The following is a 19879-nucleotide window of genomic DNA, read 5'->3' as shown; positions in this document are numbered from 1 at the left end:
TGGCTGAGGGATGGCCTTTCGTTCCTGCTTCCGGTTCTGCTTGCCTCCTTCCGGCTTCCCGGCCCTGCTGGCGGCGATTCTTTGGTCGCTCTCTTGTGCCGCCTACGCCAACGCTCTCGAACTCAAGCCCTTCAAGGACGATCTGTTCGCCTATCCGGGCACGCTCTCATCCGAAAACAACGACGCCTATACGATTATCGATTATCGTGAGATGCGCGACATCAACGCCCGTGACGAAGTGCCCGAGCGTCGTGTGCATGCGCAATACACCGATCCCGGTGTGCGCAAGGTGCAGCAGGACTTGTTGCTGAAGACCGATGCCGGCGATGTCCGCCACATTGCTGTCGGCAAGACAGATGGCGCGGGTATCATCGTGCTTTACCTGCACGGGCAGGGCGGCAGCCGCAGGCAGGGCACCGACGACTTCACCTTCGGCGGCAATTTCAACCGCATCAAGAACCTGATGGCCGGCAATGGCGGCCTTTATCTGTCGCCGGATTTTTCTGATTTCGGCGACACCGGTGCCACCCAGATCGCCGCATTGATCGGCCACTATGCCGAACAATCGCCGCACGCAAAAATCTTCGTCGCCTGCGGCTCCATGGGAGGCGCGTTGTGCTGGAAGCTGGCCTCCCGCAAGGATACCGGCGGGCGCATCGACGGGCTGCTGCTGCTCGGCTCGCTGTGGGATGAGAGTTTCTTCTCAAGCCCGGCCTTCAAGCGCCGTGTTCCGGTCTTCTTTGGCCAGGGCAGCAAGGATCCGGTATTTCCGGTCGAGAAACAGGAAGGCTTCTTCCGCTCCATCCTGGCCAAATCGAAGAGCTATCCCACGCGCTTCGTCCGCTTCGAGACCGGCACACATGGCACACCGATCCGCATGATCGACTGGCGCGGCACACTCAACTGGATGTTGTCGAAGGCCCCTTAAGGCGCGGTGTTGTAGTCGAGCACTGTCTGCGGGTTGATCTCGCCGTCATAGGACGCGTCGACCTCGTACTGCACCAGCGAGAAATTGCCGTGGCGAAACAAATAGGTGCCAGCCGACGAGGCGTCGCCGACGCCACGCCATTTGTTCAAGGATGAAATCGTCTTGGTGGCATCGTCATATTCGGAGTTGACCAACTGATCGTCCGTCTGGAAGCCGACGATATTGATGCCCTCGACCTTGCCTTCGCTGTTGTTGTTCTCATAACGGATGTCGAGTTCCGGTGACGCGAATTGCAGTTGCCGGACGCCCGATACGTCGTCGTAGATGTAATAGACGGCGCTCTCATTGTAGGCGGCCATCGAGCAGAAAAAACGGAACAGCCGCGTTTCGCGTTCGGGCTCGCTGTCGGTGGCGCCTGTATCCTTGTAGCGCAGCGAGTAGGCGTCCGGCTCTCCACGCGGATTGCCGCCGGGCATATCCTTCTCGCATTGCTCGCCATAGGTGGCAGCAAACGCCTTCTTGGCCTTCTCAAGCGCGGCGTCCTTCTTCGACGGCGGCGGCCCGTCGCCGCAGCTTGCCGGCACGGCTTCCTCGAAATCGGCTTTTGACGGTTTCAGCGCACCCTTGTCGATGAACATCGGGCGAAATGGCGGCTCCTGGACCGATGCGTTGATCTGGCGCAGCGTGTAGCAGCCGGCAAAGACATTCTCGCTGCCGTCCTTGGAAGTCGCCCGGATGGCGACCGGAACGCTGTAGTAGATGCTGCCGGCAGCGCCGTCCTCGGACACGCCACCGGTTTTGACGTCGACTGCGTCGGTGCCGTCATAGCCTTTGAAGAACGCATTGAAATCCTTAGCCGGCTTTGTATCCCCGAAATAGTCCCAGGCACGCGCGAATTCATGTCGGCTGATGGCGCTGTAGAGCGAGCGGATGACTGCCTCGGCATCCGACCTGTCGTCAATATAAGGCGCCTCGGCGGCGAGCATGGGTTGGCCGCTAACGGCGAGGGAGAAGAAGGCGGTCGCTGCAAGAAGGGCGGGTCTCATCGGGAACCTCCACTCGATGAAAAAATCCTATCATATCGATTGCGGCGACGTGGTGACGCTTGAACAATCGCCTGCGAAAGCGCTACCTCTCGCCATCGGCAGTCGGGCCGCGTGGAGATTTCTTGTGACCATATCAATGTATGAAGCATCCGTGCCGGTATTTTCGGCGAGGTTGAACGCACTAGCCAATGTGCTGAAGATTGCCGAGCAAAATGCGGCTGATCGCAAGATCGATCCGCAGGTGTATCTGACGGCGAGGCTGGCGCCGGACATGTTTGCGCTGACCAGGCAGGTAGAGATTGCCACCGATCACGCCAAGGGCGCGCCGTCGCGGCTTGCCGGGCGTGAGGTGCCAAAATACGAGGATAATGAGGCGAGCTTCGCTGATCTGCAGGCCCGCGTCACCAAGACATTGGCTCATCTCGCGACATTTTCGGCGGCCGAATTCGATGGTTCAGATGACAGGATGGTCGAACTGCGGCTTGCGGGACGCGAGGTTTCGATGCCGGGAATGCAGTATCTGCTGCACGCCGCCATGCCCAATTTCTATTTCCACCTGACCACTGCCTACGACATCCTTCGCCACAACGGCGTGCCATTGGGGAAGTCGATTTTCCTCGGATCGCGTTGAGATCCGCTCGGGAGATATCCCGCCGCGGCGAGATATCTCCCGGTGCGCCTGCAGGGTCTTGCCGCCGAGCGCGGCGGCGGCATTAGAAGCCTTTGATCTGCAGCAAGCGTTTTCAGAAGCTATGGCGTTTGCGACCGGCGGCACACCGCCGCCCGGGTCCGGATTGACGCGCGATGCTTTCGCTGCAAAGGTATGTTAACGACTTGTTTACCATGCGTCAGTCAGGGCTGGGGGGAATTTGGAACCGTTTCTGGGTGCGAACCGCCTTAATTGGGATGATCGGGCCGAACTGCACTCGACCGACACAACGGGCAGCTACCACATCGAGAATGTGCTGGCCGGCGGATCCAATCTCTATGAGCTGGAAACGCGCGAGGTCGGCGATATTGCCGGCAAGGACATCGTCCACCTGCAATGTCACATCGGTCTTGACACGATCAGCCTGAAGAATCTCGGCGCAGGCAGCGTGACCGGCCTCGACTTTTCCCCGACGGCGATCGCGGCGGCGCGGGATTTTGCTGCGAAGGCAGGCACCGACGTGCGCTTCGTGGAAGCGCCGCTGTTCGAGGCGGTGGAAGCGCTCGGTCGGACCTTTGACATCGCTTACGTTACCTGGGGTTCGGTAAACTGGCTGGACGACGTGTTCCGTTGGGCGCGGGTGGTTGCCGATCTCCTGCGACCCGGCGGCCGGCTCTACATGGCCGAGGGCCATCCATTGATGTTTCAGTGCGATCGAAAGGCCGCGGCCCTGGAATTGAAGCACGACTGGCGAACGCCGATAGCTCGGCCGCTGGCCTGGAACGAGGAACTGACCTACACCGGCGATGACCGCATCTTGAAGCATCCTCGTTATTATGAGTGGATCCACCCGATCAGTGATGTGGTGAATGCGCTAATTTCAGCGGGTCTGACGCTCGATTTTCTCAATGAGCATGACACGGTTTCGTGGCGGCACTTTTCATTTGCAGTGCGGGCCGGCAAGGATATGTACGGCCTGCCCGAGAACTCTCCCAAGATACCGATGGCTTATTCCATTGGCGCGACGAAGCGCAGCGTCGGTAAGATACCATACCTTGTGTCTGCTAAGTCGATTGAAGGCCATTAGTCCAAGGCCAACGCTCTGACACGCTCGGGTCGGAGCGTCGAAGTGTGCAATGGCGCTCGTGCGCCCTGACCTTTCGAGCAAAGCCTGGTCCAGCTGGCCTTTCTTGTCGGTCCGGTTCCACAGACGAACGGCAATGAGCAAGGAAACGGCCGCCGGCCGCCGGTTTCCGCTCCCATCAGATCTCCTCGCGAAATGGTCAACAGACGCTGGATCGCCGGCGCCGGCGCATCGCAATCAGTGATGATGTCAGCGGAAATCGGCAGCTGGCTCCAACCGCCCGTGGCCTGCAACATCAGCAACGCTGGAAAGTACAAAAACTCTAAGGAGCGTGAAGGTCAAATTAAACATTGAAAGCTAATGTTTCCTCATCGGGTCGACCCGGGAACCTGAAATGGCACTTGAGGAATCGCCTGTTGGCTTTTTTCCGCGCTAGGTTCGGCGGCATCAAGGAGGTCGTCTTTTCGTCGGCAAATATTCCGGCGGCGATCGCGCTTGTCGTCATACTTATTAGCGCTGCGTTCGCGGAGCACCAGAACAAAGTCGTCTCGGACCAGGCTGTCCGTGCGGACGTGCTGACCAAGGTCAATCTCATCCGCGCCAAGCTCGAAGGCAATATCAACGGAAACCTTCAACTCGTGCGTGGACTGGTCGCCGCTGTCGTGACCGAGCCCTATATGGGACAGCAACGCTTCGCCTCGCTGGCAAGCAATCTGTTTGGCGCCGACTCGCAATTGAACAATATTGCCGGCGCACCCGATCTGGTCGTCTCCCTGATGTACCCGATGGCGGGTAACGAGCAGGCGATGGGCCTGGACTACCGCAAGAACGAACGGCAGCGTGCGGCTGCGCTAAGGGCGCGAGACGAACGCAAGCTGGTGCTTGCCGGTCCCGTCGACCTGAAGCAGGGAGGACAAGGCTTTGTCGGCCGCTTTCCGGTTTTTGTGCGGAGCGCGGGCAACACGGAAAGATTCTGGGGCATCGTTTCCGCCGTTGTTGACGTGCAGCGTCTTTATCGGGCGAGCGGGCTGCTTGACGACGATCTCGGGATCGACATAGCGCTGATCGGCAGGGACGCTCTCGGTCAAAATGGAGACCAGTTTTACGGCAATGAGCGGATCGGCAAAAGCGATCCGGTGACGGCCGACGTTTTGCTCCCGTCCGGTTCGTGGCAGATCGCGGCCATTCCCAAAAATGGCTGGCCTTCGACGCCAAGTAACGCATGGTTGTTGCGCGCGATCATGGCGACGGCCGGGGCTTTGGTTGTGTTTCCCTTCCTGGTCACTGGTCGTCTGATAGGCGAAAGACAGCGCAATTATGCGGAATTGCGCCGATTGTCACGACGCCTTGAACTCGCTCTGGAAGCTTCGGCTATTGGGGTTTGGGAACACGATCTGGCGACCAACGAGCTTACGTGGGATGATCGCGTCAATGAAATATATGGCAGACGAGCGGGGGAGCACCGGGGCTACACAGACTGGGCGGGAGCGATCCATCCAGACGATCTGGCTGGCGCCAACGCAGATTTCGATAGGGCGGTGGCCAGCGGACGACCATATTTATCGGAGTACCGGATTGTGCGCCCGAATGGGGAGGTCCGTCATGTCCGGTCCAAGGCGATCCTTTACCGGGTCTCAAACGACACCCCAAAAATGATCGGCGCGGAATGGGACGTGACTGCCGACGTCCTGCTGAACAAGGATCTGGTTCGCGCAAAACAGCTGTCCGAGTCGAAAAATGCAGAACTCGAGTCGGCCAAGGCGCGCATAGAGCACATCGCGCTTCATGACTCGCTGACCGGCTTGCCCAACCGGCGTTACCTCGACCAGGTACTGGAAGATTATGCGGCAAACGCCAGGCGCTCAGGCGGGCATGTGGCATTGCTTCACATCGATCTGGATCGGTTCAAGCACATCAACGATACGCTGGGCCACGCCGCTGGTGACGCGATGTTGGTTCACGCGTCGACAGTCCTCAGATCGAAGGTCGGCGACGAGGGATTCGTCGCCCGCATCGGAGGAGACGAATTCATCGTTCTGTGCGTGGTACGCGACGACACCAAGCAACTGGCGCTGCTTGCCGATCGGGTCATCAGCCAGATGCGCGAACCCGTCTATTATCAGGGCCATCGGTGCCGTTTTGGCGTCAGCGTGGGAATCGCTGTCGACAACGGAAAAGATGTCGAAGCCAAACACCTGCTCGTGAACGCCGATATTGCGCTTTACCGAGCAAAGAGGCGTGGGCGCAATCGATACGAATTCTTCACCGGCGCGATGCAAAGCGAAATCGTCGATACAAAACGGATTGCCGACGAAATTCTCGGCGGCCTCGAGCGCAACGAATTCATTCCGTTCTACCAGCCCCAATTTGACGCAAAGACGCTCGAAATCGTTGGGGTTGAGGCGCTGGCGAGGTGGCGACATCCAGTAAAGGGTATTTTGGCGCCCGACATCTTCCTGAGGATTGCAGAAGAACTGAACGTCGTCTCGATCATCGATCAAGCCATATTGAAGCAATCGCTTTCGGATTTCGACGAGTGGTCCGCTGAAAAACTTAACATTCCGCGGGTGTCGGTCAATGTCTCGGCAAGGCGTCTTCAAGACGAGGAGCTCATCAAGAGCCTGCGAGGACAAAATATCAAGAAAGGAACTGTTTCGTTCGAGCTTGTTGAGTCGATTTTCCTGGACGAGAACGACGACCTTGTCACCTGGAACATCGAGCAGATAAAAGAACTGGGGATTGACGTCGAAATAGACGATTTTGGTACCGGTTACGCTTCGATGGTCAGTTTGCTGAAGTTGCAGCCTCGCCGGCTGAAGATAGATCGGCAGCTGGTCACCCCAATCGTCAAATCGCCGCAGAGAAGGCAGGTTGTCTCGTCGATCATTGAAATCGGCAAGTCGCTGGGTATCGAGGTCGTGGCGGAAGGCGTCGAGACGATGCAGCATGCACGGCTACTCAAGGGCTTGGGCTGCGACATATTGCAGGGTTATGCCTTCGGCCACGCGTTCGATTCCGAGGGACTTAAGACCTTTGTCCGATCGCGAGGCCTGCGCACGGCCAGCTGAGCCTTGGCGCCAGAGTTTATCGAGCCGACCCGCCTTGAGCGTTGCGGTACATACGCGCGCAGCTGACAGAGCTGAAAACGACCAACCTCAAATCAGCAGCAGGCCCTTCATGCTGGAGTGGCCTTTCCTACCGATGATGATGTGGTCGTGAACGGCAATGCCAAGCGGTTTGGCCGTCTCGATGATCAGTTTGGTCATCTCGATGTCGGCGCGCGACGGTGTCGGATCTCCCGACGGATGATTATGCGCCAGAATGATCGCCGTGGCGGAGAGCTCCAAGGCGCGCCTGACCACCTCACGCGGATAGACCGGCGTGTGGTCGACGGTGCCGACCTGCTGCACTTCGTCGGCGATCAGCGCGTTTTTCTTGTCGAGGAACAGGATGCGGAACTGCTCGCGCTCCTCGAAGGCCATCACAGACCGGCAGTATTCGAGAACCTGCGTCCAGGTCGACAACAGCTCGCGGCCGGCGATCTCGCCGCGCGCCATGCGCTGCGCCGTTGCCGCAACAACCTTGAGATCGAGCGCCACCGCCGGGCCGATGCCCTTCACCTCTTGCAGGCGCTCGACGGGCGCGCCGAGGACCTCGGCCAATGTACCGAAGCGTGCCAGCAATGCCTTGGCGACAGGTTTGGTGTCGGCGCGCGGGATCAGCCGAAACAATAGAAGCTCGAGCAGTTCGTAGTCGGGGAGGGTGCTGGGACCGGCGGCGAAGCGCTCGCGCAGGCGGTCGCGATGGCCGAGATAATGCGGCTTGTCGGCGGCCACCGCCTTCGCGGGCGATCGCACCGGCCTTTCGGGAAAGAAGGCCCGCTCGTCGTTGTCACCGTTCATGGCTGCCCCACCCAGCATTTGCCGGGCAAGGTAATGCCCGATCTGCCAGACACTAGGCCCGCAGGCCGGCGCGGTCGAGGTTTTTTGGCGATAGGGTGAAGATCTCGCAGCCGGTTTCGGTGACGCCGATCGTGTGCTCGTACTGCGCCGACAGCGAACGGTCGCGCGTCACCGCGGTCCAGCCGTCCGACAGCACTTTCACATGCGGCCGGCCGAGATTGATCATCGGCTCGACCGTGAAGATCATGCCCGGACGCATCTCGACGCCTTCGCTTGCGCTGCCGTAATGCAGGATGTTCGGCGCGTCGTGAAACAGCCGGCCGACCCCGTGGCCGCAGAAATCGCGCACCACCGAGCAACGCTCGGCTTCGGCGTAGGTCTGGATGGCGGCGCCGATGGCGCCGGTGCGGGCGCCCGGCTTGATCGCCGCGATGCCGCGCATCAGGCACTCATACGTGACTTCGAGCAGCCGCTCCGCGGCACGCTTGATCATGCCCACCGGATACATGCGCGAGGAGTCGCCATGCCAGCCGTCGAGGATATAGGTGACGTCGATATTGACGATGTCGCCATCCTTCAACGGCTTGCTGTCGGGTATGCCGTGACAGACGACGTGGTTGATCGAGGTGCAGGATGATTTCGTGTAGCCGCGGTAGTTGAGCGTCGCCGGAAGCGCGCCATGGTCCATGCCGAACTCGAAGACGAAGCGATCGATCGCTTCGGTGGTGACGCCGGGCGCCACAATCGCTACCAGTTCGTCGAGGCAGCGCGCGGTGAGATCGCAAGCCTTGCGCATGCCGATAAAACCTTCCTCGTCGTAAAGACGGATCTGGCCGGTGTTTCTGAGCGGGGCCGCGGCGGCGTCGAGATAGGTGACCATTTTCATCCGTCTTGCAGGGATAGGAGGCCTGGATGAGCCTCGCGAGAAAATCTCCCCAGATTTGGCACCGGAGAGCCCAAGGTTCAAGGACGAACTGCCGGCGATGGCCGAGGACCGGCGATATTCACGCCATGTTGCGCCCTCAGTGCCGGTAGCGGCCTGCTTCCGCAGCCTTCATTCGGCTTCCGCAGTGACGACACATTTCTAGGCGAGAAGTCGGCCCAAGCATCAAGCCCCCACGGCAACTGCGACGAACGGCGTTGCCGCGGGGCGTCGGTTCAGGAGAGATGGGATGGACAGACTGCAATTCGAGGTGCCGGTGCGGATCGCGCCTGTGCCCGGCCAGCCGGTCGAGGAAATCTATAGTGTCGAGCAGGCGCTCGATTTCCTGCAAACGTGGCCGGTTCGCCGGAAGGGGCCAACCTATCAGGCCGCGTTCAACGCCTGTTTTGGTGCCACCGTGGACATCGTCGAGACCGAGGACGCATGGCGGGCCTTCATGGCCTTTTGCCGGGTGAGCAGGCTGCTGGCCAGGGACATGATGGTTCCACGCAAGCGCGGCGGCGAGGCGAGGGGACTGCGGGCGTAGAAAGCCTTTGGCAAAATCTTCAATTTGTCTGGCAACCTTTGCCGACATCCTCATCAGAGTGGTGGTCCGGCAAGGTTACGCGTCGCGATAGCGATGGCATGCGCTAAGTGTGCTTGAGGTCTCTGGTACGCCCAAGGGGAATCGAACCCCTGTTACCGCCGTGAAAGGGCGGTGTCCTGACCGCTAGACGATGGGCGCGCTCAGATGTGAGCGCTTATAGTTACGTCGCGACAAACCGGCAACCCGTCTGCCGCCGGCTGCGACAACTTTTTTCCTTTGGCTCCAAACCGCGTGTTTCCGACAGCTAGGCGCGTTCTGCGGCATGATGCAACGTTGCCGAGGGCATTCGCAGTGTCGGAAGAACCTCGCCTTAGCCGCGCCTGCGGCAGCGCCAGTTCCAGTCGCGCTCGGGGCCGACATCGACGTGAACGGATTCAGTGTGGCAGTAGGTGCCGACGCCGCCGCGGCCCGGCATGGTGCGGATGTAGCCCGCCAGTTCCCATTTCGAGACGCCGGGAACCTGGATGTCGGCGGCGGCGCAATACATGTGCAGCGAATTCTTGGCGCCGTTGGCGCGCCGGTTGCGGGCCGGATCGCGATAGCCGGAGGTGACCGTCATCTTGCGGCCGTAGTGGCCTTCGATCGTCTTCAGCACGCGAACCAGCGACGGCTTCAAGCAGGCGACATCGACGCTTTCGGTCTGTTTCAGCAGGCCGTTGGGTGCCAGCCGGGCGAGGCCGGCGGCGGAGGCGACCTGATAGGCGCCGCCCGAACCTTCGTCTTCGTTGAGGTCGACGTCACTCTCGTCGTCGAGGCCGGATTTGCGCTTGATCTCGAACAGCGCTGTCTGGCGCACGCCGGGCAGCGCATCGCTGGTGAAATGGGTGGTATCATCATCGGTCGACACCAACTGCGCCGGGTTTTCAGCCGGATCGGCCGAGGCCAGGGTGACGGTGGGTTTTGCCGCGGGCGTCGCCTTGGCCTGCACGACGGTTGGCTGCCCGCCCGATCTGCTGTTGGCCGGCGATGCCGCTGAAGCGGGCGTGGCGCTGAACAGCGAGGCCAGGAAGCTTTTCTTCGGTGCGTAGGCCTGTGGCTCCGGCATCTTGCCGGCGCTCACATAGACCGGGTTGTTCATCGCCGGCGCGGCGGCCTTGGCGTTGGGCTTCGATGCATCGGCACTGTTCTGTGCCACGGCCTGTTCAGCCGTCTGGGCGTTCGGTTGCAGCGGTTGCGGCGTGTGTCCCGCGATTGTCTCGCCTGCCGTGGGAACGGCGATCGGGAAGCCGGCATCGGGCTGGGCCCCAGGCTTGGCCATCGGTACATAGGCCACCTGCTCGGGAAGGTTGGCGTCGCCCTCGGCATTCATCGTCGCTTGTGCGGTTGTCATCTGCGACGATGATGCAGCCGTGCTGGCCTGGGGCGCGCCGGCGGCCGTGCTGATTTCGGTAGCCGAGGTATTATAGCCTGGCATGCCGACCGACATGGTCGGGTCGCCGGCAGAGGTGCAGGACGCCAGGAGCACCGAGAAAAGCGCCGCCACAATGGCGCGGCTTTCTCCCTTCGCGAGGCGCGATCCTGCTGATCTCAAAACAAAATTCCCCCTCGAAATCCGACCGGTTCGTCATTGGCGCGGCGCCGAAACGTCTCGTCGAAATGACCCTTGTTCCCCGAACCGGAAACGAGACCTGTGTCAAATCTGCAAGCCTCGAAGTAATTTGGCGGCTAGAGGATGAATCAAGGCGCTCAGGGTTGACGGCACCATTTCGCCCGCTTTTGGCGGCGCGTCAACTCACCACACATTACAGATGGTTACACACGCACCTTGACATAGGTGCCGGGGGCTTCGCCTAGAACTTGCGTGTGCTCGCCCGGTTTGCGGGCGAGAACGCGGGTGTTGTCCTTGGCTTCGATCCAGCGCTGCCAGTGCGGCCACCATGAGCCCGGATGATTGGTTGCCTTGGCCAGCCATTCGTTGAAGTCGCCCACCGGCTTGCCGCCGGTCCAGTAGTGGTATTTCTGGGCCGCCGGAGGATTGACGACCCCGGCGATGTGGCCGGAGCCGGCCACGACGTAGTCGACCTCGCCGCCGAAATATTTCGAGCCGAGGAATACCGAAAGCGCCGGCGCGATGTGGTCCTCCTTGGAGGCGAGGTTGTAGACCGGAATGGTAACGTCCTTCAGCGAAACCGTGCGGCCCGCCAGTTCCATCATGCCTTGCGAAAGCCTGTTCTCGAGATAGCAATTGCGCAAATAGAAGGAATGGTTGGCCGCGCCCATGCGGGTCGAATCGGCATTCCAGTAGAGCAGGTCGAAGGGCAGGGGATCCTTGCCGCGCATATAGTTGTTGACGACATAGGGCCAGATCAGGTCGCCCGAGCGCAGCATGTTGAAGGCAGTCGCCATTTTAGTGCCGTCGAGGTAGCCTTTCTCGTTCATCGCCTTTTCGACGGCTGCGACCTGCTCCTCGTCGACGAACACTTTTAGATCGCCGGCATAGGTGAAATCGACCTGGGTGGTGAAGAAGGTGGCGGATTTGATGCGGTGGTCGCCTTCCTGCGCCATCAGCGCCAAGGCCGCCGCCAGAAGCGTGCCGCCGACGCAGTAGCCGATGGCGTTGACGTCCTTTTCGCCGGTGGCCTTTTGGATGGTGTCGAGGCCGTATTGCAGGCCCTCCCTGATATAGGCCTCCCAGCTCTTGGTGCCGTGCCGCTCGTCCGGATTGATCCACGAGATGACGAAGACGGTGTGGCCTTGCTCGACTGCCCAACGGATAAAGGATTTTTGCGGATTGAGGTCGAGGATGTAGTATTTGTTGATCCACGGCGGGCAGATCAGCAGCGGCCGCTTGAGCACGGTGTCGGTCGCCGGCTCGTATTGCAGGATCTCGGCGACGTCGCTGCGGCCGACCACCTTGCCGGGCGTGGTGGCAAGATTTTTACCGATCTCGAAGGATGAATAATCGGCCTGGCGCAGCTTCAGGTCGCCCTTGCCGGCGGCTATGTCCTCGGCCAGCATCTTCATGCCGCGCACCAGGTTTTCGCCGTTCGAGGCGACCGTCTCGCGAAACAATTCCGGATTGGTCAGGATGAAATTCGACGGCGAGATGGCGTTGGACACCTGCTTGACATAAAATCCGGCCTTGTGGCGGGTGTGCTCGTCCAGGCCGTCGGCGTGCTCGACCAGTTCGGCCGCCCAGCGCGAGGTGACCAGATAGGCCTGTTTGAGGAAATCGAAGAAGGCGTTGCGGCCCCATTCCGGGTCCTGGAAACGCTTGTCGCCGCGCTCGGGCTTGACCGCGTCCTCGGCGTCCTCGGCGCCGGCGCCGATGCGCTGGACGGCGTTGGCCCAGACGGTCATGTAGCCGGAAAACAGCCGCGTCTGCGCCTCCATCGCGCGTTGCGGGTCGGAGAGCCAGTACTCGGTGAGCTTGGAGAACGTCTTCACCATATCGACGACCGGCTCGGCGACGTGATCGCGCACCTCGCCCTTTTCCCGCGGCTCGGCCCATGCCGAGGCGGCCTTGCCGGCCTGCTCGATCATGCGGGCCATGTTCAAAGCGAAGCGTTCCGGGTCCTTCACCAGATATTGCTCGACGGTCGAAGGTTGGTCATCTTCCGCTTTGCCCGAATCGGGTGTTTTGGACATGGTTCGCGGGGTTCCTCCCGAAGCGTTTTGTTGACATATTACCATGGGATATCGGACAGGGTCCAACGTGCTCTAACCCGCCCGCCAGGAAAACAATATGACGATTAATATTGGCAAGAACGTTTTTTCCGGCACTGGTCGTTTTTGCCGCATGGCGCTCGTCCTGTTGGCGATGGCCGGTTGCACGAGCAGCAATATGGAAGGTGCAGCGCCCGCCACCGGCCTTGTCGGGGCGAAGGACACCGGTTCCTATCCGAACCTGAATATCCGGCCGCAGGTGGCGGCCGAGCAATTCACCGACGAGGAAAAGAACGCCAAGCTCGCCCAACTGAAGGCCGAGGAGCAGAGCCAGGCCGCCAAGGGCGGCGGCGTCAAGGTCGCGGACCAGGCAGGGCTGGACCAGCTGGCAAAAAAACACGGCGCCGAGGCGCTGAAGCAGATCGAAGGCAAATGCGACCCCGCTCTCGACCCTAATTGCAAATAAGCCTATACGCGCGACCGCAACCTCACTGTCTGGAACTGCCATGGAAGAATTTCACAAGGTCCGCCGGCTTCCGCCCTATGTCTTCGAACAAGTCAACCGGCTGAAGGCCAGCGCCCGTTCGCGCGGCGCCGACATCATCGACCTTGGCATGGGCAATCCGGACCTGCCGACGCCCAAGGCCATCGTCGACAAACTCTGCGAGGTGGTGCGCGATCCGCGCACGCACCGCTATTCGTCGTCGCGCGGCATTCCGGGCCTGCGCCGCGCCCAGGCCAATTACTATGCCCGCCGCTTCGGCGTGAAGCTCGATCCGGATAGCCAGGTGGTGGCGACGCTCGGCTCGAAGGAGGGCTTCGCCAATATGGCGCAGGCGATCACCGCCCCCGGCGATGTGATCCTTTGCCCCAACCCGACCTATCCGATCCACGCCTTCGGCTTCATCATGTCGGGCGGCGTCATCCGCTCGCTGCAGGTCGAGCCGGACGACGGCTTCATCCCGGCGCTGGAGCGCGGCATCCGCCATTCGATACCGAAGCCGCTGGCGCTGATCCTCAATTATCCGTCCAACCCGACGGCACTGGTCGCTTCGCTCGATTTCTACAAGGAGGTGGTGGCCTTCGCGAGGAAGAACGACATCATCATCCTGTCGGATCTTGCCTATTCGGAGATCTATTTCGACGGCAATCCGCCGCCTTCGGTGCTGCAGGTGCCGGGCGCCATAGATATCGCGGTCGAGTTCACCTCGATGTCGAAGACCTTCTCGATGCCGGGCTGGCGAATGGGTTTTGCGGTCGGCAATGAACGGCTGATTTCGGCGCTGACGCGAGTGAAATCCTATCTCGACTACGGCGCCTTCACGCCGATCCAGGTGGCGGCCGCGCATGCACTCAACGGCGACGGCGCCGACATCGCCGAAGTGCGCGACGTCTACCGCAAACGCCGCGATGTCATGGTCGACGCTTTCAGCCGCGCCGGCTGGACCATTCCTGCACCCGCGGCTTCGATGTTCGCGTGGGCGCCGATCCCGGAGCCGTTCAAGCACCTGGGCTCGCTCGAATTCTCCAAGCTCCTGATCGAACACGCCGACGTCGCGGTGGCGCCGGGCGTCGGCTTCGGCGAGCATGGCGACGATCACGTGCGCATCGCGCTGGTCGAAAACGAGCACCGGATCCGGCAAGCGGCGCGCAACATCAAGCGCTTCCTCGCATCCAGCGCCAAGCAGCCGAATAACGTCGTACCGCTCGCCGCGCATCGCTGATTTTCTACACATCAATCGACCGAATTGTTGAGGGGCGTCGCCGGACATGGCTGAAGCGTTGCGTGTTGGAATTGCCGGCCTCGGCACCGTCGGTGCGTCGGTGGCCCGCGTGCTGCGCGACAAGGCGGCCGAACTGACGCGGCAGTGCGGGCGCGACATCGTCGTGTCGGCGGTTTCGGCCCGCGATCCCAAACGCGACCGCGGCGTTGATCTTGGCACAGCTCGGTGGTTCGACGACGCCGTCAAGATGGCGCAGACCGCCGAGATAGATGTCTTCGTCGAGCTGATCGGCGGCGACGAAGGCCCGTCACGCTCCTCCGTCAAAGCGGCGCTCGAGGCCGGCCGACATGTCGTCACCGCAAACAAGGCGTTGCTTGCCAAGCACGGGGTGGCATTGGCCGAGATCGCCGAGAAGAAAGGCGTGCTGCTCAATTACGAGGCGGCGGTGGCCGGCGGCATTCCGGTTATTAAGACAATGCGCGAGGCGATGGCCGGCAATTCGGTGACCCGCGTTTTCGGCATCCTCAACGGTACCTGCAACTATATTCTGACGCGCATGGAAGCCGAGGGCCTGTCCTTTGATGCCTGCCTGAGGGATGCGCAACGACTGGGCTATGCCGAAGCCGACCCGACCTTCGACATTGAGGGCCACGACACGGCGCACAAGCTGTCGATCCTGACCAGCCTTGCCTTCGGCACGAGGATCGCCGCCAACGATATCTACATGGAAGGCATCTCCAACATCAGCCAGGCCGACATCCGCGCGGCCGGCGATCTCGGCTACCGGATCAAGCTCCTTGGCGTCGCCCAACGCACCGAAAGCGGCATCGAGCAGCGCGTGCACCCGACCATGGTGCCGACCGCCTCGGTCATCGCGCAGGTGCACGGCGTCACCAATGCGGTCGCGATAGAAACCGACATCCTCGGCGAATTGCTGCTTTCCGGCCCTGGCGCCGGCGGCAACGCCACCGCGTCGGCGGTGATCGGCGACATTGCCGACATCGCCAAAAGCCGGCCTGGCTTCCAGCATGGCCCGGTCTTCGGCCGTCCGGCGAAGGAATTGAAGCCTTACAAGAAGGCGCAGATGCGCAGCCATGCCGGCGGTTATTTCATCCGGCTGACCGTGCACGACCGCCTCGGCGTCTTCGCGGCAATAGCCAAGCGCATGGCCGACAACGACATTTCGCTGGAATCAATCGTCCAGCACGCCGCCGGGCCGGAGACCGAGGCACAGAAGACGGTCATCCTGGTGACCCACGAGACGACCGAGGCGGCGGTGCGCAAGGCCGTCGACGGCATCACCAGGGACAGCCTTCTGACCGACAAGCCGCAAGTCATCCGCATCGAGCGGGCCGGATAGAAGTCTCATTTTTACCTTCAATCGATTGATATTGCTGCGCTTTCAAAAAGGCCCGGCGCAGGTCTTGCTGTTGTCACGAGGCTTTGACACAAGAAGCGCGTCTCTGGCGGGAGGCTAATGCATGTCGCCCAAAAGTGTGCGGCGATTTTGGGACAACGACATGCATAAAACCAAAGTTCCAACGAGGATTGTCCATCGATGAATGTGGCCCAGAACATTGTCGCCGGCCTCGACCGGATACTGACCATGGAATTGGTGCGCGTCACCGAACGCGCAGCGGTCGCAGCCGCCAGATTGCGCGGGCGCGGCGACGAGAAGGCGGCCGACCAGGTGGCGGTCGACGCCATGCGGCAGGAGCTCAACCGTCTTGCCATCAACGGCACGGTGGTGATCGGCGAAGGCGAGCGCGACGAGGCGCCGATGCTCTATATCGGCGAGGAGGTCGGTACCGGCAAAGGCCCGGCTGTCGACATCGCGCTCGATCCGCTCGAAGGCACGACGATCTGCGCCAAGAACCTGCCCAACGCATTGGCCGTTATTGCAATTGCCGAAAAAGGCAGCCTTTTGTTTGCGCCCGATGTCTATATGGACAAGATCGCGATAGGCCCCGGTTATGCCGATGGCATCATCGACATCGATGCCTCGCCGGCCGAAAACATCGCCAGCCTGGCCAGGGCCAAGGGCGTGCCGGTGGCGGAGATCACCGCCTGTATTCTCGACCGGCCGCGCCATGGCGCGCTAATCGAAGCCGTGCGGGCGACCGGAGCCGCAATCCGCCTGATCGGCGACGGTGATGTCGCCGGGGTCATCCACACCACCGACCCGGACGAGACCGGCATCGACATCTATCTCGGCACCGGAGGCGCGCCGGAAGGCGTGCTCGCAGCTGCCGCCTTGCGCTGCACCGGTGGCCAGATGCAGGGCAGGTTGATCCTCGACACGCCAGAAAAGCTGGTGCGCGCCGTCAAGATGGGCATCTCCGACCCCAAACGGATCTACCACACGCAAGACATGTCACGCGGCGACGTGTTGTTTGCCGCGACCGGCGTCACCGACGGCAATATGCTGGCCGGCGTCAAGTTCGGCCGCAATTTCATCACCACGCACACGATCGTGCTGCGCTCGTCATCGCGGACCGTGCGCGAGATCAAGGCCAGGCACCAGGATCTGGAAAAGTTTTGATTTCAACTCAGTTAGCCGTTGCATATTGTGCGCAATGACAAATTGCCGACGGCGCGTCACGTGACGGGGGAAAGAGGCTTTTTCCTCGATGTCAGGCAATCGGCCACCGGCGTTTCCTGGGAACACCGGCTGACCGAGCGCCAGGACATGGCTGCGCTCGCCATCGCGCAAGGTTATGGCGTGCCCGACATCGTGGCGCGCGTGCTGGCCGGGCGCGGCGTCACCGCCGAGCAGACCGAGCGGTTTCTGGATCCGACCATCCGCAACATGCTGCCCGATCCGGCATCGCTGACCGACATGGACAAGGCCGCCTTTCGCATCGCTCAGGCGGTGACGGCCAAGGAAAAGGTGGCGATCTTTGGCGATTACGATGTCGACGGCGCCGCGTCGTCGGCGCTGCTCAAGCGCTTCCTTGCACATTTCTCCGTGCCGTCGGAGATCTATATACCGGACCGTATCTTCGAGGGTTACGGCCCCAATCCGGAAGCGATGCGCGAACTCGTTTCACGCGGCGCGACGCTGATCGTCACCGTCGATGGCGGCACCAATAGTGCTGCTTCCATCGACGCCGCGAAGGCCGCCGGCGCCGACGTCGTGGTGCTCGATCACCATCAGGTCGGCGGGCCGTTGCCGGCCGCGGCTGCGGTCGTCAACCCAAATCGCGAGGACGACCTTTCCGGGCAAGGCCATCTCTGTGCCGCAGGCGTCGTTTTCCTTTGCCTGGTGCAGACCGCGAAGATCCTGCGCGGCCGCCTGCCGGATGCCGCACCGCCGGACCTGCTTGCCCTGCTCGACCTGGTGGCGCTGGGCACAGTCTGCGACGTTGTGCCGCTCACCGGCGTCAACCGCGCCTTCGTGGTCAAGGGGCTGCAGGTGGCGCGGCAGCAGAGAAACGAAGGGCTGGCGGCGCTGGCGCGGGTCTCGCGTATAGGCGAGCCGATCAGCACCTTCCATCTCGCCTTTCTGATCGGTCCGCGCATCAACGCCGGCGGGCGCATCGGCGACGCAGCGCTTGGCAGTCGTCTGCTTGCAACCGACGACCCGGTCGAGGCCCGCACCATCGCCGAGACGCTGGATCGGCTCAACCAGGAGCGGCAGTCGATGGAGCAGGAGATGCTGGCCGTAGCGCGCTCAGAGGCCGACACCGAGCTTGCCGGCGGCAATGGTCCAGCCATCGTGGTCACAGCCAGCAACAACTGGCATCCGGGCATTGTCGGCCTGCTTGCCTCGCGGCTCAAGGACCATGCGCGCCGGCCTGCCTTTGCCATCTCCTTCAATGCCAATGGTATCGGTACCGGTTCAGGCCGTTCGGTGTCGGGCTTCGACCTCGGCCGGCTGGTGCGCGAGGCTGCCGATGCCGGGCTGATCGTCAAAGGCGGCGGCCACGGAATGGCGGCAGGCATCACTGTCGAGCGGGCGAAGCTCGGCGAACTCAGGGCTTTTTTCGAAGAGCGCGCAGCGGTGGATGTGTTCCGCCTGCAAGGCGAGGAGAGCCTGGCGATCGACGGCGCGCTTGCCGCCGAGGGCGCGACGCTCGCCCTGCTCGATGCACTCGAGAGGGCAGGGCCGTTCGGCGCCGGGCACGTCGCGCCGGTGTTCGCGCTGCCGCGCCATCGGCTTGTCGACGCGCGAGCGGTCGGCAGCAACCACATCCGCGCCGACCTGCAGTCGGAAAGCGGCGGCCGCATCCAGGCGATCGCCTTTCGCGCCGTCGACACGGCTCTTGGCGAGTTCCTGTTCAAGAACAGGGGCAAGCCGGTGCATGTCGCCGGCTCGCTGTCGGGCAACCACTGGAACGGCAACCGCACGGTGCAATTTCGTATCGTCGACGCGGCACTTGCCTGAGAGATCGCCGGCCGCTCTGCCTAAGCGAGGACTGTCTGCAGCCGGGTGAGATCGCCGATCTGTGCCATCGTTGCCTGGTAGCCGATACGGATCGCTTCGTCGGCGCGGTGGAATTCGGTCAGGCCGATATGGCTGAGCTTCGGCTGCAGCGATATGTCAGGCGGGTCACCGGCCAGCCGGGCGCGCGAAATGCGGTCCTGGATGATGTTGAAGGCCTCGACCATGACGCCGGTAATGCCGAGCCGAGTCTCGCGCGACTGGCGTTCGGGATCGGCGTGGCCCGCCCTCGGCGCGTCTTTCTCGATGACCAGCTCGCCGGCATTGTGCTTGATCACCGCGGCGCGGCCGAACAAATCGTAGTGAAGGTTCACCGCAACCACGAGCGGCTGCTCGTAGGCACGGCAGACCGAGACCGGCACCGGATTGACCAGGGCGCCGTCAACCAGCACACGCCCGTTGCAGGCGACTGGCTCGAACACGCCGGGCAGCGCGTAGGAGGCGCGCATAGCGGTGCTCAAAGAGCCGCTCGACAGCCAGATCTCATGGCCGGTGCGGATTTCGGAAGCGACACAAACGAAAGGCTTTGGCAGGTCCTCAAAGCGGATGCCGGTTATGTGCTCGCGCAGCCGCGCATCGAGCTTCATGCCACCGAACAGGCCGCTGCCGCGTAGATTGAGGTCGAGAAGGCCAAAAATGCGCCGCCTGGTCAGGCTGCGCGCGAATTCTTCCAGCTGGTCGAGCTTGCCGGCAACATAGCAGCCGCCGACTAGCGCGCCGATCGAGGTGCCGGCGATCATCGACACTTCGATGCCCGCTTCGTCAAGCGCGCGCAGCACGCCGATATGCGCCCAGCCGCGCGCACAGCCGCCGCCCAATGCCAGCGAAATCCCTGTTTTGCCCGGAGATCTGGTTTCGGATGCGCACACGGCCGAGGAGAGGCCATTGGCTTCCCGAACATCAGGTCTGTTGCGCAATGACGCCCAGTCGAGCATCACAATCTCCTTATCCCACTCTCATCCTACAG

The 19879-nt window shown here is 61.9% G+C and carries 16 protein-coding genes and 1 tRNA gene; 10 read left to right on the top strand and 7 right to left on the bottom strand.

Translation table 11 applies throughout. The features are described from left to right. The first annotated feature begins 10 nt into the window (after positions 1 to 10). A complete protein-coding gene (locus AC0L2P_RS10860) occupies positions 11 to 928 on the top strand; it encodes an alpha/beta hydrolase (RefSeq protein ID WP_473501217.1) in 918 nt (305 codons plus the stop codon). On the opposite strand, the gene AC0L2P_RS10855 is transcribed toward AC0L2P_RS10860, so the two are convergent. Continuing rightward, positions 925 to 1974, bottom strand: a complete 1050-nt coding sequence (locus AC0L2P_RS10855; protein ID WP_473501216.1) for a DUF1176 domain-containing protein — start codon at positions 1972 to 1974, stop codon at positions 925 to 927. The genes AC0L2P_RS10860 and AC0L2P_RS10855 overlap by 4 nt on opposite strands. A 124-nt stretch (positions 1975 to 2098) precedes the next feature. Between AC0L2P_RS10855 and AC0L2P_RS10850 the strand changes: the two genes are divergently transcribed. The 3 genes from AC0L2P_RS10850 (at position 2099) to AC0L2P_RS10840 (ending at position 6775) form a co-directional block, all read left to right on the top strand. Then, complete coding sequence (locus AC0L2P_RS10850) at positions 2099 to 2605, top strand: DUF1993 domain-containing protein (RefSeq protein WP_473501371.1); 507 nt, start codon at positions 2099 to 2101, stop codon at positions 2603 to 2605. Positions 2606 to 2843: 238 nt separating this feature from the next. Next, a complete protein-coding gene (locus AC0L2P_RS10845; protein WP_473501215.1) occupies positions 2844 to 3710 on the top strand; it encodes a class I SAM-dependent methyltransferase in 867 nt (288 codons plus the stop codon). A 485-nt stretch (positions 3711 to 4195) separates the two neighbouring features. Further along, positions 4196 to 6775, top strand: coding sequence for a bifunctional diguanylate cyclase/phosphodiesterase (locus AC0L2P_RS10840; RefSeq protein WP_473501370.1), 2580 nt, complete (start codon positions 4196 to 4198; stop codon positions 6773 to 6775). An 87-nt stretch (positions 6776 to 6862) separates the two neighbouring features. Here the strand turns inward: AC0L2P_RS10840 and radC are convergent, their stop codons facing one another. Continuing rightward, complete coding sequence (gene radC / locus AC0L2P_RS10835) at positions 6863 to 7609, bottom strand: RadC family protein (RefSeq protein WP_473501214.1); 747 nt, start codon at positions 7607 to 7609, stop codon at positions 6863 to 6865. Between the two features lie 52 nt (positions 7610 to 7661). After that, entirely contained in the window at positions 7662 to 8489 is an 828-nt protein-coding gene (gene map, locus AC0L2P_RS10830) for a type I methionyl aminopeptidase (protein WP_473501369.1), read from the bottom strand. A gap of 292 nt (positions 8490 to 8781) precedes the next feature. Between map and AC0L2P_RS10825 the strand changes: the two genes are divergently transcribed. Further along, complete coding sequence (locus AC0L2P_RS10825) at positions 8782 to 9078, top strand: DUF982 domain-containing protein (protein WP_352647801.1); 297 nt, start codon at positions 8782 to 8784, stop codon at positions 9076 to 9078. Between the two features lie 123 nt (positions 9079 to 9201). Here AC0L2P_RS10825 and AC0L2P_RS10820 read toward each other — a convergent pair. From AC0L2P_RS10820 to phaC, 3 genes are all read right to left on the bottom strand, one after another. Beyond that, positions 9202 to 9276: transfer RNA gene (locus AC0L2P_RS10820), tRNA-Glu, on the bottom strand. Positions 9277 to 9448: 172 nt separating this feature from the next. Then, positions 9449 to 10564 (bottom strand): YcbK family protein, encoded by a 1116-nt coding sequence (locus AC0L2P_RS10815; protein ID WP_473501368.1) that lies wholly within the window; start codon positions 10562 to 10564, stop codon positions 9449 to 9451. A 326-nt stretch (positions 10565 to 10890) separates the two neighbouring features. Continuing rightward, positions 10891 to 12726, bottom strand: coding sequence for a class I poly(R)-hydroxyalkanoic acid synthase (phaC, locus tag AC0L2P_RS10810; protein ID WP_473501213.1), 1836 nt, complete (start codon positions 12724 to 12726; stop codon positions 10891 to 10893). A 97-nt stretch (positions 12727 to 12823) separates the two neighbouring features. Between phaC and AC0L2P_RS10805 the strand changes: the two genes are divergently transcribed. The 5 genes from AC0L2P_RS10805 (at position 12824) to recJ (ending at position 18855) form a co-directional block, all read left to right on the top strand. Beyond that, on the top strand, positions 12824 to 13210 hold the full coding sequence (locus AC0L2P_RS10805) for a hypothetical protein (RefSeq protein ID WP_473501212.1): 387 nt from the start codon (positions 12824 to 12826) through the stop codon (positions 13208 to 13210). Between the two features lie 40 nt (positions 13211 to 13250). Beyond that, positions 13251 to 14468 (top strand): LL-diaminopimelate aminotransferase, encoded by a 1218-nt coding sequence (locus AC0L2P_RS10800; RefSeq protein ID WP_473501211.1) that lies wholly within the window; start codon positions 13251 to 13253, stop codon positions 14466 to 14468. A gap of 46 nt (positions 14469 to 14514) precedes the next feature. After that, on the top strand, positions 14515 to 15828 hold the full coding sequence (locus tag AC0L2P_RS10795; RefSeq protein WP_473501210.1) for a homoserine dehydrogenase: 1314 nt from the start codon (positions 14515 to 14517) through the stop codon (positions 15826 to 15828). Between the two features lie 198 nt (positions 15829 to 16026). Further along, complete coding sequence (gene glpX, locus AC0L2P_RS10790; protein ID WP_473501209.1) at positions 16027 to 17010, top strand: class II fructose-bisphosphatase; 984 nt, start codon at positions 16027 to 16029, stop codon at positions 17008 to 17010. A 60-nt stretch (positions 17011 to 17070) separates the two neighbouring features. Continuing rightward, positions 17071 to 18855, top strand: a complete 1785-nt coding sequence (recJ, locus tag AC0L2P_RS10785; protein WP_473501208.1) for a single-stranded-DNA-specific exonuclease RecJ — start codon at positions 17071 to 17073, stop codon at positions 18853 to 18855. Positions 18856 to 18875: 20 nt separating this feature from the next. On the opposite strand, the gene AC0L2P_RS10780 is transcribed toward recJ, so the two are convergent. After that, entirely contained in the window at positions 18876 to 19847 is a 972-nt protein-coding gene (locus AC0L2P_RS10780) for a patatin family protein (RefSeq protein ID WP_473501207.1), read from the bottom strand. Positions 19848 to 19879 lie beyond the last annotated feature (32 nt).

The sequence above is a fragment of the Mesorhizobium sp. WSM4836 genome (assembly GCF_055811815.1).
This window is presented reverse-complemented; position numbering and strand designations above follow the sequence as displayed.

Bases quoted from the DNA above. Each gene is read 5' to 3' on its own strand.
- AC0L2P_RS10800 (WP_473501211.1), top strand. From the start codon at position 13,251: ATGGAAGAATTTCACAAGGTCCGCCGGCTTCCGCCCTATGTCTTCGAA.
- AC0L2P_RS10860 (WP_473501217.1), top strand. From the start codon at position 11: ATGGCCTTTCGTTCCTGCTTCCGGTTCTGCTTGCCTCCTTCCGGCTTC.
- map (WP_473501369.1), bottom strand. From the start codon at position 8,489: ATGGTCACCTATCTCGACGCCGCCGCGGCCCCGCTCAGAAACACCGGC.
- AC0L2P_RS10780 (WP_473501207.1), bottom strand. From the start codon at position 19,847: ATGCTCGACTGGGCGTCATTGCGCAACAGACCTGATGTTCGGGAAGCC.
- AC0L2P_RS10795 (WP_473501210.1), top strand. From the start codon at position 14,515: ATGGCTGAAGCGTTGCGTGTTGGAATTGCCGGCCTCGGCACCGTCGGT.
- glpX (WP_473501209.1), top strand. From the start codon at position 16,027: ATGAATGTGGCCCAGAACATTGTCGCCGGCCTCGACCGGATACTGACC.
- AC0L2P_RS10855 (WP_473501216.1), bottom strand. From the start codon at position 1,974: ATGAGACCCGCCCTTCTTGCAGCGACCGCCTTCTTCTCCCTCGCCGTT.
- AC0L2P_RS10825 (WP_352647801.1), top strand. From the start codon at position 8,782: ATGGACAGACTGCAATTCGAGGTGCCGGTGCGGATCGCGCCTGTGCCC.
- AC0L2P_RS10815 (WP_473501368.1), bottom strand. From the start codon at position 10,564: ATGTCGGTCGGCATGCCAGGCTATAATACCTCGGCTACCGAAATCAGC.
- radC (WP_473501214.1), bottom strand. From the start codon at position 7,609: ATGAACGGTGACAACGACGAGCGGGCCTTCTTTCCCGAAAGGCCGGTG.
- AC0L2P_RS10805 (WP_473501212.1), top strand. From the start codon at position 12,824: ATGACGATTAATATTGGCAAGAACGTTTTTTCCGGCACTGGTCGTTTT.
- phaC (WP_473501213.1), bottom strand. From the start codon at position 12,726: ATGTCCAAAACACCCGATTCGGGCAAAGCGGAAGATGACCAACCTTCG.